This is a genomic window from Sulfuricystis thermophila, assembly GCF_004323595.1.
GTDB lineage: Bacteria > Pseudomonadota > Gammaproteobacteria > Burkholderiales > Rhodocyclaceae > Sulfuricystis > Sulfuricystis thermophila.
The window spans coordinates 1,287,087-1,307,162 of sequence record NZ_AP019373.1 but is presented as its reverse complement, the minus strand read 5'-3'; the positions used below and the strand labels follow the sequence as shown (position 1 = coordinate 1,307,162).

The following is a 20,076-nucleotide window of genomic DNA, read 5'->3' as shown; positions in this document are numbered from 1 at the left end:
ATGACCAAATCCGAGTTGATAGCCCGTCTGGCACAGCGTTTTCCGCAGCTGGTGGCGAAGGATGCGGATCTGGCCGTCAAGGTGATTCTCGATGCGCTCGCGGAAACCCTCGCCAAGGGGGAGCGTATCGAGATTCGCGGCTTCGGCAGCTTCTCGCTCAACTACCGCCCGCCGCGCATCGGCCGCAATCCGAAATCCGGCGCCAAAGTCGAGGTGCCGGCCAAGTATGTGCCGCATTTCAAGGCGGGCAAGGAGTTGCGCGAGCGCGTCGATCAGGTCGGCAAGTAGGGTCGTGCCATGAATGCGCTGCTCTGGCTCCTGCGTGGCCTTCTGTTCGTCGTCCTGCTCGGCCTGGCGATCAAGAATGGTTCCGAGGTAGAGCTGCGCTTCTACTTCGATACCGTCTGGCGGGTGCCTTTGTCGTTGGCCTTGCTCGCCGCCCTGGCGATCGGCGCCTTTCTCGGTTTGATGGCCTTGCTGCCGCAGATGATTCGCCTGCGGCGCGACATGGGGCGCCTCAAACGGCAATTGCACGACAAGCAGCCGCCGGCCCAGGAATCCTGACACCGTGGAAATCGAGCTCTGGTGGCTGCTTGCGCTGCCGTTGTTTTTCGCCTTCGGTTGGCTGGCGGCGCGCATCGACATCAAGCAAGTCGTCAGCGAATCGCGCGCCCTGCCACGTTCCTATTTCACTGGCCTGAATTTCCTGCTCAACGAGCAGCCTGATCGGGCGATCGAGGCGTTTCTCGAAGCGGCGCGCATCGACCCGGAAACCGTCGAACTGCATTTCGCGCTCGGCAGCCTGTTTCGCCGGCGTGGCGAGACCGATCGCGCAATCCGCGTCCACAAGTACCTGATCGACCGTGACGCCTCGCTGACCCAGCTGACCGAGGAACAACGGTTGCAGGCGCTCGCCGAGCTTGGCCTGGATTATCTGAAAGCAGGGCTGCTCGACCGCGCAGAAGACGTTTTTCTCAAATTGCGCGGCACAGCGCGTGATGAAGATGCGCTGCGCAACCTGCTGGAGATCTACCAGCTGGAGAAGGATTGGCAAAAGGCCATCGCCATCGCCCAGGAAATGCCTGGCCATGCCGAGCATTTGTGGCAAAAGGAAATCGCCCAGTTCCACTGTGAACTGGCGGCCTCCGATCTGCTCAATGGCCGTTTCGATGCGGCACGCGAACACATCGAGTCTGCGCTGGCCGCCAACCGCCGCTGCGTGCGCGCCACGCTGATGCTGGGCGAGCTCGAAGCGAAGTCCGGCTCCCCGGAAGCGGCGATTGGCCACTGGCAGGCAATCGAACAGCAAAACCCGCAATATCTGTCACTGGCAGCAGAGAAGATGATGGCTGCATTCCGGCAGCTCGGCCGTGAGCAGGCAGGCATCGAGCTGATGCGCGGCTATCTCGAACGCCATTCGTCGCTCGATCTACTCGACGCCGTGTTCCAGGCGGTGCTGGCCGGAGAGGGTCCCCAAGCCGCCTATGGCTTGGTGCGTGACGAGCTGCGGCGCAACCCGACCCTGTTGGGCCTGGACAAGCTGCTCGAAGCGCAAATCCTGCTCGCGCCTCCGGAAAGGCGCGCCGATCTCGAGCTCATCAAAAATCTGATCCATACCCATACCCGGCGTGTGGCGCGCTACCGCTGTGACGACTGCGGCTTCAAGGCGCGTCAGTTCCACTGGCGCTGCCCGGCCTGTGGCGGCTGGGAAACCTTCCCCCCGAAACGCACCGAGGAATTCGATCTCGTCCCATGAACCTGCCTGACACCCGCAATGCCCGTGTGCTCGTCGTCGGCGACGTGATGCTCGACCGCTACTGGTTCGGCGAAGTCTCGCGCATTTCGCCCGAAGCGCCGGTGCCGGTGGTCAAGGTGGAGCGCACCGAGGAGCGTCCCGGTGGCGCGGCCAACGTCGCACGCAACATCGCTGCGCTCGGCGCGCAGGCGACTTTGCTGTCCGTCGTCGGCGCCGACGAGGCTGGCCAGTCGCTCGCCCGCTTGCTGGCCGAATCGGCGATCGAGGCGAGTCTCCATGAAGATGCGCAGCTCAATACCACCGTCAAGCTCCGCGTCATCGCCCGTCAGCAACAACTGCTGCGCATCGACTTCGAGAACTGGCCGGCTCACGAGGTGTTGCAAGCAAAACTGGCCGAGTTCGAAGCGCGTGTGCCGCAATGCGATGTCGTGATCCTGTCCGACTACGGCAAGGGCGGCCTGACCCACATCGCCGAGATGATCCGCATTGCCAGGGAATACGGCAAGCCCGTGCTCGTCGATCCCAAAGGCGACGACTACGCGCGCTATGCGGGGGCGAGCATCGTCACGCCCAACCGCGCCGAATTGCGTGAGGTCGTCGGTCGCTGGAAAGACGAAGCGGATCTCGCTCAGCGCGTCGCCAAACTGCGTGCCGAATTGGCACTCGATGCCGTGCTGCTGACGCGCTCCGAGGAAGGCATGACGCTGTTTGCCGCGGATGAGACGATTCACGAGCCGGCGCAGGCGCGCGAGGTCTATGATGTCAGCGGTGCGGGGGATACCGTGATCGCCACGCTGGCGGTGATGCTGGCTGCCGGCCGGCCTCTGCCGGAAGCGATGCGGCTGGCCAATCGTGCGGCCGGTGTGGTCGTCGGCAAGCTCGGCACCGCTACCTGTTCACTGGAAGAACTGAAGGAATGAGCATGTATTACGTCGTCACCGGTGCGGCCGGGTTCATAGGCGCGAATCTCGTCAAGGCGTTGAACGAGCGCGGCATCGACAACATCCTCGCCGTCGACAATTTGAAGAAGGCGGACAAGTTCAAGAACCTCGTCGATTGCGAAATCGCCGATTACCTCGACAAGCACGAGTTCCTCGAACTCTTGCAGCAAGGCCATTTCGACGGTGTGCTCGAAGCGGTGTTCCACGAAGGGGCGTGCTCCGACACGATGGAAACCGACGGCCATTACATGATGCAGAACAACTACCGCTACAGCTGCGCGTTGCTGGATCATTGCCTCGATCAGGAGGTGCAGTTCCTCTATGCCTCATCCGCCTCGGTCTATGGTGCTGGGCGTGTGTTCAGGGAGGCGCGAGAACATGAGGGGCCACTGAACGTCTATGGCTATTCGAAATTTCTTTTCGACCAGATGGTGCGCCGGCGCCTGGCACAAGAAGAACCGTCATCGCAGGTGGTGGGCTTCCGCTATTTCAACGTCTATGGTCCGCGCGAGCAGCACAAGGGACGCATGGCCTCGGTGGCCTTTCATCACTTCAACCAGTATCGTGAAAGCCGCAAGGTGAAGCTGTTCGAAGGCTGCGATGGCTATGGCAACGGCGAGCAAAGCCGTGATTTCGTCTATGTCGAGGATGTCGTCAAGGTCAATCTCTTCTTTCTCGACCATCCGGGCAAATCGGGCATCTTCAACCTCGGCACCGGCCGGGCGCAACCGTTCAACGACATCGCCCATGCGACCGTCAACGCCTGCCGCGCGCTGGAAGGCGAGCCACCGCTGACGCTGGCCGAGATGGTCGCGCAGGGCATCGTCGAATACATCGCCTTCCCCGAAGCCTTGAAAGGCAAATATCAAAGCTTCACGCAGGCCGACATCACTGCGCTGCGCGAGGCGGGTTACACCGAAGCCTTTGCCGATGTCGCGGAAGGCGTGGCGAAATACGTGAAATACCTCGCCGGATGAGTGTCGTGTGCCGAAGCTGTACGAGTATTTCGGATTGATCGTGATGTTTTATGCCAACGAGCACGAACCCGTGCATGTGCATGGCAAGTGCCAGGGGCGGGGGCGCGTGCGGAGATCGTTGTCATCGATGGGGCCGTCGTCGATATTCGCTTCGATGCCGTGGCGGGACGCTTGCCCCTCGAAACGAGTGAAATGCGGTATTTCCGTGAACTCGTCGAAGCCAAGGCCAGCGAGATCGTCAGCAAATGGATAGACTTCTTCGTGTTGCACAAGCCAGTACGTCCGGAGACCATCACCAGGAGACTCAAATGAGCATGCCGCCGGTCAATATCGTGCGTGCTGAATCGGCCGGGGAATACAGGATTCGTTTGTGGTTCGATGACGGGACGGAGCAGGTCGTCGATTTCCATCCGTTCCTCTCTCATGCCCGACACCCGGCCATCCGCGCCTATCTCGATCCCAGCCGTTTCGCCTCCTGGCGCATCGAATATGGCGAACTGGTCTGGGGCGATTACGAGCTGTGCTTTCCGATCGCGGATCTCTACCACAACAGCATCGCAACGCCGGCAGCGCTCAAGGAGGCGGCGTGAGCGCTTTTCCCACCCTCGAATCCTGCGTCGGCAATACGCCGCTGGTGCGCCTGCAACGGTTGCCCGGCGCCGAGAACGCGCGGCGCAACAACGTCATCCTCGCCAAACTCGAAGGCAACAATCCGGCCGGCTCGGTCAAGGACCGGCCAGCCCTGTCGATGATCCTGGAAGCCGAAAAACGCGGCGAGATCAAGCCGGGCGATACACTGATCGAGGCGACTTCGGGCAACACCGGCATCGCGCTGGCGATGGTAGCGGCGATGCGCGGCTACAGAATGGTGCTGGTGATGCCGGAGAACCAGAGCATCGAGCGGCGGCAGTCGATGCGCGCCTATGGCGCGGAGCTCATCCTCACCCCCAAGGCGGCTGGCATGGAAGGCGCGCGCGACGAGGCCGAGCGGCTCGTCAAGGCCGGCCGGGGCAGGATGCTCGACCAATTTTCGAACCCGGACAATCCGCTCGCACATTACCGCGGCACCGGTCCGGAAATCTGGCGCGACACCGGAGGAAAGATCACCCATTTCGTCTCCAGCATGGGCACCACCGGCACGATCATGGGCTGCTCGCGCTACTTCAAGGAAATGAATCCGGCGATCCAGATCATCGGCTGCCAGCCGGAGGAGGGCGCGCAGATTCCCGGCATCCGCAAGTGGCCGCCGGAATATCTGCCCAAGATCTGCGATTTCTCGCGCATCGACCGGCTCGAGTATGTGAGCCAGCAGGATGCCGAGGACATGACGCGCCGGCTCGCTCGCGAGGAGGGCATCTGCGCCGGCATCTCCTCGGGCGGGGCGATGGCGGTGGCCCTGCGCATCGCCGCCGAGGTGGACAATGCGGTGATCGTCAGCATCGTCTGCGACCGCGGCGACCGCTATCTGTCCACGGGCGTATTTCCGGCGTGATCCCGGTTCTCGTCTTCGACATCGAGACGATCCCCGACATCGCGGGGCTGCGGCTTCTCCATGATCTGCCGGGGGCGCTGCCCGATGCCGAGGTGGCCGAATTCGCCTTCCAGAAGCAGCGTGCGAAGAACGGCACGGATTTCCTGCCGCATCATCTGCAGCGCGTCGTCGTCATCTCTTGCGTGATGAGGAGCGACGAGGGCTTCAAGGTCTGGTCGCTGGCCGAGCCGAAACTTTCCGAAGCGGAAATCATCCGGCGCTTTTTCGCCGGCATCGAGAAATACACGCCGCAGATCGTGTCATGGAACGGCGGTGGCTTCGACCTGCCGGTGCTGCACTACCGCGGGCTGATCCACGGCGTCAAGGCGCCGCGCTACTGGGAGATGGGCGAGGGCGATTACAAAGACAGCCGCGACTTCAAGTGGAACAACTACATCAGTCGTTATCACACACGCCACCTCGACCTGATGGACCTGTTGGCGCTCTATCAGGCCCGCGCCAACGCGCCGCTCGATGAGCTGGCCAAGCTCATGGGTCTGCCGGGCAAGCTCGGCATGGACGGCGGCGCGGTGTGGAGTGCGTGGCTTGCGGGCGAGATCGACGCGATCCGCGATTATTGCGAGACCGATGTCGTCAATACCTATCTCGTCTATCTACGCTTCCAGATGATGCGGGGGCAGATGTCCGTCGAGGAGCACGACGAGGAAGTGGCCAGCGTGCGCGACGCGCTGGCGAAGATCGAGGCAGCGCACTGGCGGGAGTTTCTCGCCGCCTGGAACTGAATCAACGCTCGGCGGCTAGCACCGTCACCAAAGCCTGCCAGCTCGGCATCTCCGGCCATGCTTCCAGCGTGACCGGCAGCTTGCGCTGCCAGTTCGGATGCTGGTCTTCGAGCGTGCCGGGAACGTTGATCTGATCGCGGCAGGCGAAGACGTCCTCGGGCTGGACGGAGAGCAACATCGCCGGGCTGCGGGCGAGATAGGCATGGATCGCGGTAATGACTTCCGGCGTCAGCTCCGCAAGCGCCTTAGGATCCTTGCTGACTCCCGGAGGGAGCAGGTTTTCGCGCTCGAGTGCCCAAAGCAAGCGGCCGCGATCCCAATCGCGTTCGGTGATCAGCCGCTCGCGCACCTCGTTGTTGGGAAACAGCATCAGCTGGGTGCGGATCTCCAGATCGACGCCCTGCCAAAAGCCGGCGAGCGTCGGCAGATCGTGGGTACTGGCCGAAACCAGCGCCTGGCGTGGCATGTCGGCGGGCAGGCGGAAGTTGCCATCGGGATAACGCTCGAAGATCAGTGGATGGTAGGAGAGCACACCGGCGGCAAACAGCCGTTCGCGGAAGCCCGCCGGCACGGTGCCGAGGTCTTCGCCGATCACCAGGCAGGCATGGTCGAGACTGGCGCGGGCGACGAGACCGAGCAGGGTGTCGAACGGGTAATGCACATAGGCGCCTTCGGTCGCCGGTGTATCGCCCGGCACCCAGAACAGGCGCATCAGGCCCATCACATGGTCGATGCGCAAGGCGCCGGCGTGTTTCATATTGGCGTGCAGCACTTCGATGAAGGGCGCGTAACCCACTGCGCGCAGGCGATGCGGAATGAGCGGCGGCAACCCCCAGTCCTGGCCGAGGAGGTTCAATTCGTCGGGCGGCGCGCCGGTGTTGGCGCCGCCATTGCCGATCGCGAACACCGTCTGCCAGTGCCAGACTTCCGCGCCGCCGGGATGAGCACCGACCGCCAGATCGCGGTAGAGGCCGATCGCCATGCCGCGTTCGCGCGTGCGTCGGGCGACGGCGGCAAGCTGTTCGTAGGCCTGCCATTGCAGCCAGGCATGCCAGTCGATCTCGACGGCGTGATCCTCGCGAAAGGCGGCGACGGCTGTCGATCCTGGGTCGCGGTATTCCGCCGGCCAGGCCGGCCAGCCCCAGCAGTCGGGGTCTTGCGCGCGAAAGTGGGCCTGCAAGGCCTCGAACAGCGCGAAACGTTCCAGCGCTTCACCCTGCGCTTCGCGCCAGACGGCGAAGCCGGCCAGGCAGGCGCCGGCATGGGCGCGATGGAAATCGAACAGCGCGCGCAGCACCTCGAGCTTGAGCCGGGCGACGCCAACGTAATCGACCCGAGGCGTTTCGCGCAGTGCGGAAAGCCGCGCCTGAAACTCGGCGCTGGCGACACGGCACTGGACGCTCTCGCAGGCGGCGAATTCCGGCACGGCCTCGACATCGATGTAGAGCACGTTCAGAAAGACGCGGTGCGAAGGGCTGTAGGGGCTGATGTGCGCGGGGTTGTCGGGAAACAGCGCGTGGAGCGGATTGAGGCCGATGAAAGCGCCGCCCGCCGCGGCGACGAGATCGACCAGCCAGGCGAGATCGGTGAAATCGCCGATGCCCCAGTTGCGCCGTGAGCGCAGGCCGTAGAGCTGCACACTCAAGCCCCACAGCCGCCCGCCGTCGGCGAGAACGGCCGGCAGATGGCAGCGTTGGGCGATTGCCTCGGCGGGCAGGGCAGGGATGGCGCGCTCGGCCGCCATCAGCTCGTCGAGCAGCACGCCAGCGTCGTGGGAAAGGTCGAAATGCATCGCTGCGAGCAGATCGCGTCGCGTGCTCTCCGAGGTCGGGTGATGATTGCCCCAGATGTCGTGATATTCGTGTGCGATGCCGCAGGCATCGGCCAGGCGTGTAAGGGCGTCGTTCATCGGTCTTGGGAAAGATGGCCTGTGGAGGACTGCTGGCGCAGCAGGACAAAGCCGCGACCTTCGAGCGGATAGCGCTCGCCGCCGCGGAAAGTGCCGTCCGGCTCGAGACCGGCATGATAGTGGGTGTCGATCAGCACCTGCCAGAGGCAATCGTCGCACAGCCGGGGCAGGACGAAATCGATCCGCTCGACATGGGCGTTGAACAGCAGGATGAAGTTGTCGTCGCGGATCGCGCGGCCGTGGCGATCGACTTCACCGATCGCCTCGCCGGAAAGATAGACGCCCAGGCAGCGGGCCTGATCATTGGTCCATTCCTCGTCCGTCATGTCGGCGCCGTCGGGTTTGAGCCAATGGATGTCCTTGATGCCGCCCTCACCCGAGTAGCGGATCGGTCGTCCCTGAAAGAAATTGCGCCGGCGGAACACCGGATGGCGGTGGCGCAGCCGCACCAGCCGGGCAACGAATTCGAGCAATTCCCGATCGTCCTGGCCGAGGTTCCAGTTGACCCAGCCGAGCGGATTGTCCTGGCAGTAGGCGTTGTTGTTGCCGTGTTGGGTGCGACCCATCTCGTCACCGGCGAGGATCATCGGCACGCCCTGCGAGAACAGCAAGGTGGCCAGCAGATTACGTTTCTGGCGCGCGCGCAGGGCGAGAATCGCCGGATCGCTGGTTTCGCCCTCGACGCCATAGTTGCAGGAAAGGTTGTTGTCGCTGCCGTCGCGGTTGTCCTCGCCGTTGGCCTCGTTGTGCTTGTGCGCGTAGCTCACCAGATCATGCAGCGTGAAGCCGTCGTGGGCGGTGATGAAATTGATGCTCGCATAGGGGCGGCGACCGTTGCGGGCATAGAGATCGGAGGAACCGGTGATGCGCGTCGCGAACTCGCCGATCTTGCCGCCGTCGCCGCGCCAGAAGGCGCGCATGCAGTCGCGGTAACGGTCGTTCCATTCCGCCCACCCCAAGGGGAAATTGCCGACCTGATAGCCGCCTTCGCCGAGGTCCCACGGTTCGGCGATCAGCTTGACGCGCGAGAGGATCGGGTCCTGGTGCAGGATGTCGAAGAAGGCGCCGAAGTGATTCACCGCATGCTGCTCGCGGCCGAGCGAGGCGGCGAGATCGAAGCGGAAACCGTCGACGTGCATTTCCTGCACCCAGTAGCGCAGCGAATCCATCACCAGCTGTAGCACGCGCGGGTGTTCGAGGTTCAAGGTGTTGCCGCAGCCGGTGTAGTCACGGTAGAAGCGCGGATTGCCTTCCTGCAGACGATAATAGACGCTGTTGTCGATACCCTTGAACGACAGCGTCGGGCCGAGATGATTGCCTTCGGCGGTGTGGTTGTAGACCACGTCGAGGATCACCTCGATGCCCGCCGAATGCAGGGTCTTGACCATGGTCTTGAACTCTTTCGGCGAGCCGCTCGCCGAATAACGTTGCTCGGGCGCGAAGAAGCCGATCGAGTTGTAGCCCCAGTAGTTGCGCTTGCCCTGGTCGATCAGATGGCGGTCGTCGATGAAGCTGTGGATCGGCATCAGTTCCACCGAGGTGATGCCCAGCCGCTTGAGATGCGCGATCACCGGCGCGGTGATCAGCCCTGCATAGGTACCGCGCAGGGGCGGCGGCACTTCGGGATGCTCGATCGTGAAGCCGCGTACGTGCAGCTCGTAGATCACCATCTCGTGCCAGGGAATGTTCGGTGAGCGATCTTCCCCCCAGGAAAACGCTGGGTCGGTGACGCGGCACTTCGGCATCCAGGGGGCATTGTCGCGGAGATCGAACGACAGGTCGTCGTGCGTGGCATCGACCCGATAGCCGAAATGGGCGTCGTTCCAGATGAGGGGCCCGACGATGTCGCGCGCGTAAGGGTCGAGAAGCAGCTTGTTCGGATTGAAGCGATGGCCACGCGCCGGGTCATATGGCCCATGCACCCGATAACCGTAGAGCAGTCCCGGGCGCGCCTCGGGCAGATAGCAATGCCAGACCAGATCGGTCTGCTCGCGCAGCGTGATGCGTTGAATCTCGTGTTGGCCGGACGGATCGAACAGGCATAGTTCGACTTTTTCCGCATGCTCGGAAAACAGGGCGAAGTTGACGCCTTCGCCATCCCAGGTGGCGCCGCGAGGATAAGGCGAGCCGGGCCAGACGGTGGTGATCGGAAATTGATGGAGTCGATGCATGGTATTGCCGCCAAGGCGAGCATTGCCTGGCGGCGCGAGAGAGTAGCACGGCTAGGCGGTCACGTGGTTTCGTTTGGTCCGGAAATCGGCAGCCAGATACGGAAGCGGGAACCCTGACCAGGCGTGCTATCGACTTCGATGCTGCCGCCGTGTTTCTTGACGATGTCCCAGCTCAGCGATAGGCCCAGGCCGGTGCCGGTACCGACGGGTTTGGTGGTGAAAAATGGATCGAAGATACGGAGTTTCGTGGCTTCGTCCATGCCGCAGCCGGTGTCGGCGATCTCGACCCAGACCCGCTCGCTCTCACGCCCGCTTTTCAAAGTGATCTTGCCGTGACCCGTGATCGCCTGCGCTGCGTTGACCAGCAGATTGAGAAACACCTGGTTGATCTGCGCCGGCATGCAGCGAACCGGGGGGAGCGGCGTCAGCTCGCGCTCGATCTCGGCCTTGTATTTCAATTCGTGCGCAGCGACGGCGAGCGTGCTTTCGAGCCCGGCGAGCAGATCGGCCTCCTGCCATTCCGCCTGATCGACGCGCGAGAAATCCTTGAGGTTGACGATGATCTTGTGCACGCGTTCGAGTCCTTCGCGTGATTCGCGCAGCAGATCGCGCAAGTCGGACCTGAGGTAGTCGAAGTCGATCTCGCGGGCGATGGCGTTCCCCTGCGGCGTGCTCGCGCCGAGCTCCGCCAAACGTTGCAGCTGATCGACATAGCGGCCGAGCGTACCGAGGTTGGAGCTGACGAAGCCGATCGGATTGTTGATCTCATGCGCCACGCCGGCAGCGAGCTGGCCGATCGAGGCCAGCTTTTCCGACTGCAGCAGTTCGCGGGTGCGCTCGGCGACCTCCGCTTCGAGCCGGGTGTTGATCTGCGCCATGTCCCGATTCAGGCGCAGCAGCACCGCGTAGATGTTTTTCAGCGCGGTGATCAAGGCCATGGTCGATCGTTCGCCGCGCGTTTGTTCGAGCTCGTGGGCCTCGGCCGGCGACTTGCCTTGACGGATGCGCATGATCTCGCGCGCCATCTGCTGATCCTCACCGAGGATGTGGAAGCTCAGCCAGGCGACGAGGAAGCCGTGCAGGGTTTCGGCCGGCGATGACATCATCGTGCGCTGGTTCCACATCATCTTCACCTGGTCTGCGAAATCATGGTGCGACTTGCGGTGGTGTTCGAGATGGCGCGTATCGATGCCGTTCTCAAGCATCAGGTGCTCTTCGTCGCGAAAATGTGTGACGGCGTAGTGCGCGAGCTGATGGAACACACCGTCGACCTCGGACTGGCTCGTTTCGGGGGCCGACATCAGCTCCCCGGCGCGATTGACGAGGGAGACGAGATGGCGATGCTGGGCATCGACGCTGGCAAAGCCGGTCTCGAAACGCTCGTTCCAGACGAAGGCTTCCATTTCATTTCTCCGGATGGACGTAGAGAGTCAGGCGATGACCTTCCAACGACTCGATCTTCAGCAACTGCTCGATCACCACACTATCGACGGCCTGCCCCTTGGCGAGCAGCAGATAGCCGTCCGGATGCATCAGGTCTCGCGTCAGCACCATGCCGGGACGCAGGGTACCGGGGCGCATCGGCAGCTCCTGGACTTCTTCTGGAATCTGGTCGGCGACCTTGGCCATGAAGGCAGCGACGACTTGTGGGTCGTAGCGCTTGCCGCGGTTTTCGAAGATGTAGGTGCGGGCCTCGGCGGGTTTCAGCGGGCGGCTGACCAGCGTGCCCAACTGCAGGGCGTCGAAGTCATTGGCCACGGCGAGAATGCGCGCGCCGAGCGGAATGGCCAGCCCTACCAGATGATCGGGGTAGCCGCTGCCATCGAAACATTCATGATGATGGCGCACCAGCACGGCCGCTTTCTTGAGTTGGTCGACCGCGTTCAGCACCAGTTCGCCACGCTGCGGATGGGTCATCACCTGAGCGCGCTCCTCGGCCGGCATCGTGTTGAAAGGTTTGTCGAGCAGGTGGTCCGGCAGGCTGATCTTGCCGATGTCGTGCAATAGCGCGGCGAGCAGCACATCCTGCGCGGCGGCTTCGTCGAGCTGCAATGCCTGGGCGAGCTGGCGCGCCGTCTCCGCGACGCGGCGCGAGTGGCCGGCGAGTTTGCCGCCGCGCAGTTCGAACAGGCTGGAGAGCACCTTCACGGTGGTCATGAAGCCTTTCTTCAGCTCCTCGTGGCTTTTTTCCAGCATTGCGAGCATCTGCTGCAGCTCGGCGGTGCGTGCGGCGACCTTGGCTTCCAGTGCCGCATTGAGCTGCTTCAGTTCTTCGTTCTGGCGCCGGGTGAGTGCGACGAGTGCGGCGTTTTCCCGCTCCAGCCGGCGGTGGGCCAGCGCCTGCTGGACCGCGGCCACCAGCTCGGCATCGTTCCAGGGCTTGGCGACATAGCGCCAGATATGACCGAGATTGACTGCCGCAATGGTGGCATTGGCATCGGCATAGCCGGTGAGCAGGATGCGCTTCGTCTCGGGCCAGCGCTGGAAGACCTGTTCGAGAAACTGCGCGCCGTCCATCTGCGGCATGCGCATATCGCTGATGACGACATCGACCGGCTGCTGCGCCAGCAATTCGAGGGCTTCCTGGCCGGAGCCGGCGGTCAGCACGGTAAAGCCGTGGGGACGGAAAAGGCGTTTGAGCGCCGAGAGGATCGAAGGCTCGTCATCGACGCACAGAATGCTGGGCGCAGCTGGAGGTGTTTGGGTGGCAGTCATGTGGACTCCAAAGTCGGCGCTGGCGGCACGGCACCGGCGGCAGGTTCAGGGGGTGCGATCGGCAGCCAGACGGTGAAGGTGGTGCCTTTGCCCAGTTCGCTCTGGACTTCGATGCTGCCGCGATGCTTCTGCACGATGCTGTAAGCCAAGGAAAGGCCGAGGCCGGTACCTTTGCCGACCGGCTTGGTGGTGAAGAAGGGATCGAAAATGCGCTTGAGATTTTCCGGCGCGATGCCGCTGCCGGTGTCGCTGATCGCGACGAACACCCGGTCACCCTGCCGGCCGGTGGTGATCGTGATCTCGCCTTTCTCGGCGATGGCGTGGCTGGCATTGACGAGAAGGTTCATGAACACCTGGTTGAGCTGAGCGATGTCGCACCAGACCTGCGGCAGCTCGCCGTAACGCTTGATGACGGTACATTTGTATTTCAGCTCGTTCCAGACGATGTTGAGGGTCGAATCGAGACCGGCATGCAGGTCGGCCCACTGCATCGCCGTGCTGCCGGGATGCGAGAAATCCTTCAGGTCGCGCACGATCCGCGCGACACGCGCCAGCCCTTCTTTCGACTCCTGCAACAGCGCCAGGATGTCGCTGCGCAGGAAATCGTAGTCCTTTTCCTCTTTCAGCGTGCGGGCGCGTTCGAACGGCGGCGATTCCATACCATAGGCCAGCTCGGCATGGGCATAGGCGTCGGCGATGGCGAAAAGATCCGTGAGATAAGTTTCGAGGGTGTTCAGGTTGCTGGTGATGAAGCCGATCGGATTGTTGAGCTCGTGGGCCACCCCGGCCGCAAGCTGGCCGATCGAGGCCATTTTCTCGGCATGCACCAGTTGGTTCTGGGCCGCTTCGAGCTTGCGATTGAGGGTCTTCTGCTCGGCAAGACTGTCCGTCAGCTGCTGTTCGTAACGCTTACGCTCGTCGATGTCGGTGACCACGCCTTCGTAGGCGATCACCTTACCTTGTTCGTCATGGATGAGCCAACTGTTGTCTTCGACCCAGAAATAGCGACCGTCCGCGGCGCGGATCCGATAGGTTTGGGTGTAACGTGCGTCCCCGGCCGCCATGTGTGCGTCTACCTCGCTCCTTACACGCGGTAGATCATCCGGGTGGATGATCTCGGCGTAGGTCGGCCGGCCGGCGCGGATGTCTTCGGGCCGATATCCCCAACGACTGATGTTGTTTGAGACATACTCTACGGGCCAGCCAGTCTTTGCCAGCCAGCGGAAGCTCACCACCGGACTGGCCTCGACGACCCGCAGCGCCTGCTCCAAGGCTCGTTGCGTGGCCAGCCGTTCGGTTTCGTCGAGGACGATCGAATACAGCAGTAGTCGCCCTTCCATGCGCACCGGTCCGGTATGCACTTCGACATCGCGGATTTCATCGTTGGCCAGTCGATGGCGGAAATGGAAGACATTTCGACTGGATTCGCGGACCCCCGCCAGCTGTCGAGCGATCTCCTCCTTCGGCAGGATATTGATTTGCGTGATGAATTTGGTTTTCAGCGCCTCACGCGACCAGCCGTAGAAATGCGCAGCGGCCGGATTGGCATCGACGATGCGGCCGTCGGCCGGATCGATCAGCAGCATCACCGTATGGTCGTTCTCGAACAGGCTGCGATAGCGTTGCTCACTGAAGAGCAATTGCCTGCTTTGCGTTTCGATCAAATGCCGTACTTGGCAGGTCTCTTCGATCGCGCAGGCAGCCTGGGCAGCATCCCCTTCCTGGGACAAGGCGCGTACGGCCGTTCCCAGACGACGACCGGCGAGGTGACCACCGGCCCAGCCGACCAGGGTGGCGAGCAGCAGGTAAATGGCGGTCTTGGCGAGTGCTTCACGGAATGGTGCATCGAGTTCCCGCTCGGGAACCTCGAGCACGACGCGCCAGGCAGAGAGCGCCGAGGATGCCGTGAAGGGACGTACCGGCCCGGCTTGTCCGGCCGCGGCTGCAGCACCGTGGCTGGCGATCGTAGCACCCTGACCATCGATCAACCTGACCATTTGCCCCTTGGGCAGCGGAATACCCTCGATCAGCCGCTGCAGGAGGTTGAGCTCATAAGTCGCCAGCAACAGGCGGGGCGGCGTATCCTCGCGCAACACCGGTATGACCAGCGCCACCAGCGATTGCTGGGCCACCGGCCCGGGAACGATGTCACCCACATGGGGCTTGCCGGTCGCCAGCACTTTCGGGGCTGCCGCCCTCGAGGTTTGCGGCAGTTGGGGTAGCGGAGTGCCGAAAGGTACGCGGGTATTGAGCAGCATCTGCAATCGAGCGTCGGCGAGGATCAGGTGACCGCCGAAGTCGCGCTGGAAATCCAGTGCACGCTGGTGGAAGACATCCAGCCTGGAAGGCAGGTCGAGCAAAGGAGATTGAGCCAGCATGCTCAGTGCGGCGAGCCGCATCTGCAGAAAATGGTCGACCTCATCCCGAATTCGGGCGGCGGCATGCTCGGCGGTTTGCAATGACTCCGATTCCCGTTGACGGGCTTGTTCGAGGCCGAACCAGGCGACCAGGACGATCAGGGGCAACAGGCTCAGCCAGATCAGCCGAGAGATATAGTTTCTCAGTGAAATGGCCTTTGCCGTAGCTTGCATGGCTACCCTCAAGCTTTCACCAGCCCGTGTGCGACACGGAAGGCTTCGCGGACCTGCTGGCGCAGTTCTTCATCATCCCAGGGCTTGACGAGGAAGCGATAGATCGCACCGCGGTTGATCGCCTCGGTGATCGATTGCAGATCGGTGTAGCCGGAGAGCACGATGCGCACGGTATCGGGATAGATCTGCTTGACGCGTGAGAGAAATTCGGTGCCGCTCATCTCCGGCATGCGCTGGTCGGAGATGATCACCTGCACGCGATGCTGCGCCAGCAATTCGAAGGCCTCCTGCGGCGAGGTGGTGGCGAGGATCCGATAGCCTTCGCGCCGCAACAGGCGGCGCAGCGCGTTGAGGATGTTCGGCTCGTCGTCGAGCAGCAACAGGGTCTCATCTGCTGCCGTCTCGCCAGCGCCGACTTTCAGCATTGCGCCTTGTTTCAGCAGGGCGGCGAACTCGTCTGCGGTGAGATCCCGGCTGAACAGCCAGCCCTGCATCGCCTCGCATTGTCGCGAGCGCAGGAACATCAGTTGCGCCTCGTTCTCGACGCCTTCGGCCAGCACCGTCATGTCGAGGCTACGTCCCATCGCGATCGTGGCGGCGACGATCGTGGCATTGACGGGATTGGTGATCACATCGCGAATGAAGCTCTGGTCGATCTTGATCTTGTCGAATGGCAGACTGGATAGATAGGTGAGCGACGAATAGCCGGTGCCGAAGTCGTCGAGGGCCAGCTTCACACCCAGCGTCTTGAGACGGCTGAGGACGTCGGCGACCTGCGACGGATGCTCGATCATCGCCGATTCGGTGATCTCCAGTTCGAGTCCGGAACCCGGCAGTCCGCTTTCGCTCAGCGCGGTGGTGACGATCTCCGCCAGATTTTCCTGGCGGAACTGGCGGGGGGAAACATTCACCGCCACCGGTAGCAATGGCAAGCCTGCATCGATCCAGGCCTTGTTCTGACGGCAGACGGTGCGGATCACCCAGGCACCGATCGATTCGATCAAGCCGATTTCTTCCGCCAGCGGGATGAACTCCGCCGGCGAGATTGGACCGAGTTCCGGGTGATGCCAGCGCAGCAGGGCCTCCGAGCCGCAGATACGGCCGGTGATCAGATCGATCTGCGGCTGATAGCGGATCTCCAGCGCCTCTTGCGCGACAGCCCGTCGCAGGTCGGTTTCGAGCCGCAAGCGCTGCAGGGTGTCCTCGTTCAGTTGCGGATCGAAGAAACGGAAACAATGCGCGCCGGCTTCCCGGGCGCGGTCGAGCGCACTGTCGGCGCACTTGAAAAGACTATCGACATCCTGGGCATCCTTCGGAAAAAGCGCGATGCCGATACAAGCGTTGAGGGACAAGCGATGGTCGTCGATGTCCATCGGTGCAGCGATCCGGTCGAGGATGCGCTGCGCCAGCAGGATCGCATCGTCTTCCTGTTCGAGGTTCGCGAGCAGGATGCCGAATTCGTCGGCACCACTGCGTGCCACCGTGTCGCTGGCGCGTAGCAGGGCCTTGATGCGGCGCGCCACTTCGATCAATGCCTGATCGCCGACGCTGCGGCCATAGTGCTCATTGACGGTGCGAAAGCGCGTCAGATTGACCGTTAGCAGCGCCACGACACGCGCTTGCCGAACGGCATTGCCCAGCGCCTGCTCGAGATGGTCGGTCAGCAGCGCGAGATTCGGCAGATCGGTCAACGCGTCATGCTGCAGCAGGTAACGCAAGTGCTCCTCGAACAGGGTGCGCTCGGCGAGGTCGATGAGCTGGGCGACATAATGTCTGACGATGCCATCGGCTGTCCTGACTGCCGACAGGGAGAGCCAGGCGCGGCCGCGTGTGCCGTCCTTGCACTGGGGTCTGATCTCTCCCTGCCAACTGCCCTGACTGGCGACACCTGCCCAGATTCTGTTGACCCAGGCTTCGTCTTTGGGGCCGGCAGTGAGGACATCGGTTTTGCAGCCGACCAGCTCGTCGGCCCGATAGCCGATGAGGTTGCAGAAAGCCGGATTGACGGCCAGGATGCGCTTTTCTGCATCGGTGATGATCAACCCGTCGCTGCTCGCCTCGAAGATCTTCGCGGCCAGCTCGACGTTGGCCTGCTGGCGCGCCAGCCGTGCAGCCTGCGCGGCTTGCTCGACTGCCTGTTTCAAAATCAGCGGCAAACGGGCGATCTGCTGGGGTGTCTTGACGAGGTAGTCGGCGGCACCGCGCTTCATCGCCTCGACCGCGAGTTCCTCCGAACCGTTACCGGTCAGGATCACCACCGGCAACTGTGGTTGCGCTGCCCGCACGACATCGAAGACCTGCAAGCCGGTGAAACCGAGAACGTCGAAGTCCGTCAGCACGCAATCGATGCCGCCGGATTGCAGTGCGGCTTCGAAATCCCCGCGCTGGGTCACCGTCTTCAGCACGAACACGGCTTCTGCATCTTCCAGCGCAGCGCGCACCTGTTCCCGATCGAAGAGGTTGTCTTCGATGTAGAGGACGCGAATCGGTGCAGGATTCTCCATGACATGATCTTACTCTGATGCTGGAAGGAGGTGGTCGCTGCAGGGGTGCCGTCCCGCCAGCGCCGGAGATCAAGGCCGGGCGAATCGAAAAGAGGTAGGATGCGCAACTTTTCTGGCCGCGCCGCCACCTTTCCGGCGCGTCCCTCCTGAATGCCGTGAAAGAACGAGGTGAAAAGTCATGTCGTCTCCACTCGAACCCTCTGTGTTGCGCATCTCACTCGAACCATTTTCGGCCCTACTCGACACCGAACCCGCCTCGAGCCGGGTGATCGGCCCGGTCGATTTCGGCTGGCAGGCCTGGCGTCGTCATGGCCCTGCCGTCATGACCTTCGGCGCAGGCATGCTCGCCAACAGTCCTCTCGGCGGCTCGCGGCGGCTGGTGTTTTGTGGCTACAGTCCGCAATGGGAGAGCTTCTACATCTCCTCGATGGGCGGTGCGGCCTACACCTTCCGGCATCTGGGCGTCGATTACGTCGAACTTTCTGGACGTGCGTCACGGCCGAGCGTGCTGCTCTTGAACCATGACGGCACCGCGCCCAAAGCGCGGCTCGCCCCCTGTGAGGATTTCGAGCAGCTCTGGCGGGGCTACCGGGCAGCGGACGGCAGGGAACTGTTGGGAATCTTTGCGCTGCAGCAAGCCTTGATAGACCGCCATGGCGGAGAGTATCCGCCGAAGCAGGTGCGCGCCTTCGTCGTTGGCCCGGCAGCGGCCAGGACCATCGAAGGCGCGATCGTTTCCAACCCCGTCGAGAAGGGTGTCGTCAGCGGGGTGACCGACTGGTGCGGCCGGGGTGGTCTGGGCAGTCAAATGTTCCGCCAGCACAATCTCGTCGGCTGCGTGTTCGGTGGCCAATGGGAGCCTGCCGTCAAGGAATCGCTCAAGGATTACGATCCTTATTTCGTCGAACATTTCGGCGAGCGTGCGATCAAGGTCGAGAAGGCGGCCACGGTCAAATATTCGCTCGACCCGAAGACCGGCACCGGCGGCACCTTCGGCTCGAACTACCATGCCATGGGCGAGAAGCTGATGAGTTTCAATTACCGTTCGGTTTTCGAGCCCAAAGCGGAGCGGCTCAGGCAGCAGCAGGCGTTCATCGTCGATCACTATTTGAAGCAGTTCAACGAGGAAACCATCGCCAAGAAGCAGTTCGAGCACTGCGGCGAGCCCTGCTCGGTGGCCTGCAAGAAGATGAATGGTCATTACAAGAAGGATTACGAGCCCTATCACACGCTCGGTCCCCAGCTCGGCGTCTTCGATCAGCGCGCCGCCGAGCTGCTCAACGACCACGCGGATGCGATGGGCTTCGATGCGATCCAGATCGGCGGCACGCTGGCCTGGATCATGGAATGCGTCGCCACCGGGCGGATTCAGCCCGAAGACTATGGCCTGCCGCCGAAGCACCAGCTACGCTTCGAGAAATTCACTGCCGACCCGCAGGATTTCGATCTCGTCGAGGACAGCATGAAGAACGCGCGTTATGCGATGGCGACGATCGACGCGATCCTGAACGATCCGCGTGCTGCCGTGTTCCGCCACGGCATCCGCGCGGCGGCGCGGACGCTCGACCAGCGCCATCCGGACACGCGGCCGGGGCAGTACGCCGTCTATCTCGCGCATGGCGAGAACGGCTCGATGGTGCCCAATCAGTATTTCGTGCCCGGCATGGGCAGCCCGATGCCGATCATGGGCAAATACTACGTCTATTACGGCCCGGAGCTTCTCGCCCCGGACGAGCTCGGACGCCGCAATGTCGAGCGCATGGTGTATGAGCTGATCAGCGACAACACCGGTTTGTGCCGCTTCCACCGCCAGTGGGGCGAACCGATGGCCGGCAAGCTCGCCTGGGAGCGTTTCGGTCTCGACATCGACTATTTCCGCCATCATTTCGAGCTGGCGTGGCAGATCCACGCCAGCGAGGACGGCAAGAGCGTGCCCTGGGAAACCGAACGCATGGCGGAGATGTTCTTCCATTACCTGCGCTGGCAGGTCGAGAGCGGCAAGTCGCTGGCACAGCTCGCACCCTGCCTGGAAGCTGCCGGCGACATCGGTCTATCACTGGAGCAGATCACCGCGGCGGCGACCCTGCCCGCCGATCATGCAGCGCTCAAGAAGGTCGCCCATGTGTTCTGGGAAGCGATCCGCGCCGGCCAGCGCGCCGCGTTCTCGTCACCGCCCCGGGTGGAGATGAAATTTGCCCCGCCGGCGGTGCAGGCGACGCCAAATCGCGATCCTTGAGC

General features: G+C 62.7%; 16 protein-coding genes. 10 read left to right on the top strand and 6 right to left on the bottom strand.

Features of this window, described 5'->3' with window-relative positions; genetic code table 11:
* The 9 genes from M52SOB_RS06545 (at position 1) to M52SOB_RS06505 (ending at position 5,948) form a co-directional block, all read left to right on the top strand.
* Positions 1-288 carry an integration host factor subunit beta gene (locus M52SOB_RS06545; RefSeq protein ID WP_131111123.1) on the top strand — a complete coding sequence of 96 codons (288 nt, stop codon included), beginning with the start codon at positions 1-3 and terminating at the stop codon, positions 286-288.
* A gap of 9 nt (positions 289-297) precedes the next feature.
* A complete protein-coding gene (locus M52SOB_RS06540; RefSeq protein ID WP_131111122.1) occupies positions 298-564 on the top strand; it encodes a lipopolysaccharide assembly protein LapA domain-containing protein in 267 nt (88 codons plus the stop codon).
* 4 nt (positions 565-568) lie between these two features.
* Complete coding sequence (lapB, locus tag M52SOB_RS06535) at positions 569-1,756, top strand: lipopolysaccharide assembly protein LapB (protein WP_131111121.1); 1,188 nt, start codon at positions 569-571, stop codon at positions 1,754-1,756.
* The gene (gene rfaE1 / locus M52SOB_RS06530; protein ID WP_131111120.1) at positions 1,753-2,676 is read left to right on the top strand and encodes a D-glycero-beta-D-manno-heptose-7-phosphate kinase; all 924 of its coding nucleotides are present in this window, start codon (positions 1,753-1,755) and stop codon (positions 2,674-2,676) included. Before lapB ends, rfaE1 begins: the two co-directional genes overlap by 4 nt.
* A gap of 2 nt (positions 2,677-2,678) precedes the next feature.
* Positions 2,679-3,674: an ADP-glyceromanno-heptose 6-epimerase gene (rfaD, locus tag M52SOB_RS06525; RefSeq protein ID WP_131111119.1), complete on the top strand. Its 996-nt coding sequence runs from the start codon at positions 2,679-2,681 to the stop codon at positions 3,672-3,674.
* A gap of 87 nt (positions 3,675-3,761) precedes the next feature.
* Positions 3,762-3,986, top strand: a complete 225-nt coding sequence (locus tag M52SOB_RS06520) for a hypothetical protein (RefSeq protein ID WP_284155236.1) — start codon at positions 3,762-3,764, stop codon at positions 3,984-3,986.
* A complete protein-coding gene (locus M52SOB_RS06515) occupies positions 3,983-4,264 on the top strand; it encodes a DUF2442 domain-containing protein (protein WP_284155235.1) in 282 nt (93 codons plus the stop codon). The genes M52SOB_RS06520 and M52SOB_RS06515 overlap by 4 nt, the downstream gene beginning before the upstream one ends.
* A complete protein-coding gene (gene cysM / locus M52SOB_RS06510; RefSeq protein WP_131111118.1) occupies positions 4,261-5,166 on the top strand; it encodes a cysteine synthase CysM in 906 nt (301 codons plus the stop codon). Before M52SOB_RS06515 ends, cysM begins: the two co-directional genes overlap by 4 nt.
* On the top strand, positions 5,163-5,948 hold the full coding sequence (locus M52SOB_RS06505) for a 3'-5' exonuclease (protein WP_131111117.1): 786 nt from the start codon (positions 5,163-5,165) through the stop codon (positions 5,946-5,948). The genes cysM and M52SOB_RS06505 overlap by 4 nt, the downstream gene beginning before the upstream one ends.
* Position 5,949: 1 nt before the next feature.
* On the opposite strand, the gene malQ is transcribed toward M52SOB_RS06505, so the two are convergent.
* Genes malQ through M52SOB_RS06475 form a run of 6 tightly spaced genes read right to left on the bottom strand, consistent with a single transcriptional unit; the run spans position 5,950 to position 17,838 of the window.
* Positions 5,950-7,857, bottom strand: coding sequence for a 4-alpha-glucanotransferase (gene malQ, locus M52SOB_RS06500; protein WP_131111116.1), 1,908 nt, complete (start codon positions 7,855-7,857; stop codon positions 5,950-5,952).
* Positions 7,854-10,028, bottom strand: coding sequence for a glycogen debranching protein GlgX (gene glgX, locus M52SOB_RS06495; protein ID WP_131111115.1), 2,175 nt, complete (start codon positions 10,026-10,028; stop codon positions 7,854-7,856). The genes malQ and glgX overlap by 4 nt, the downstream gene beginning before the upstream one ends.
* Positions 10,029-10,087: 59 nt before the next feature.
* Positions 10,088-11,431, bottom strand: a complete 1,344-nt coding sequence (locus tag M52SOB_RS06490; RefSeq protein ID WP_131111114.1) for a hemerythrin domain-containing protein — start codon at positions 11,429-11,431, stop codon at positions 10,088-10,090.
* 1 nt (position 11,432) lies between these two features.
* The gene (gene nosR / locus M52SOB_RS06485) at positions 11,433-12,743 is read right to left on the bottom strand and encodes a response regulator c-di-GMP phosphodiesterase, NosR family (protein ID WP_131111113.1); all 1,311 of its coding nucleotides are present in this window, start codon (positions 12,741-12,743) and stop codon (positions 11,433-11,435) included.
* Positions 12,740-15,334, bottom strand: a complete 2,595-nt coding sequence (locus tag M52SOB_RS06480; protein ID WP_131111112.1) for an ATP-binding protein — start codon at positions 15,332-15,334, stop codon at positions 12,740-12,742. Before M52SOB_RS06480 ends, nosR begins: the two co-directional genes overlap by 4 nt.
* An 8-nt stretch (positions 15,335-15,342) precedes the next feature.
* Positions 15,343-17,838 carry an EAL domain-containing protein gene (locus M52SOB_RS06475; RefSeq protein WP_131111111.1) on the bottom strand — a complete coding sequence of 832 codons (2,496 nt, stop codon included), beginning with the start codon at positions 17,836-17,838 and terminating at the stop codon, positions 15,343-15,345.
* Between the two features lie 178 nt (positions 17,839-18,016).
* Between M52SOB_RS06475 and M52SOB_RS06470 the strand changes: the two genes are divergently transcribed.
* Positions 18,017-20,074, top strand: coding sequence for an aldehyde ferredoxin oxidoreductase N-terminal domain-containing protein (locus M52SOB_RS06470; protein ID WP_131111110.1), 2,058 nt, complete (start codon positions 18,017-18,019; stop codon positions 20,072-20,074).
* The last annotated feature ends 2 nt before the right edge of the window (positions 20,075-20,076 follow it).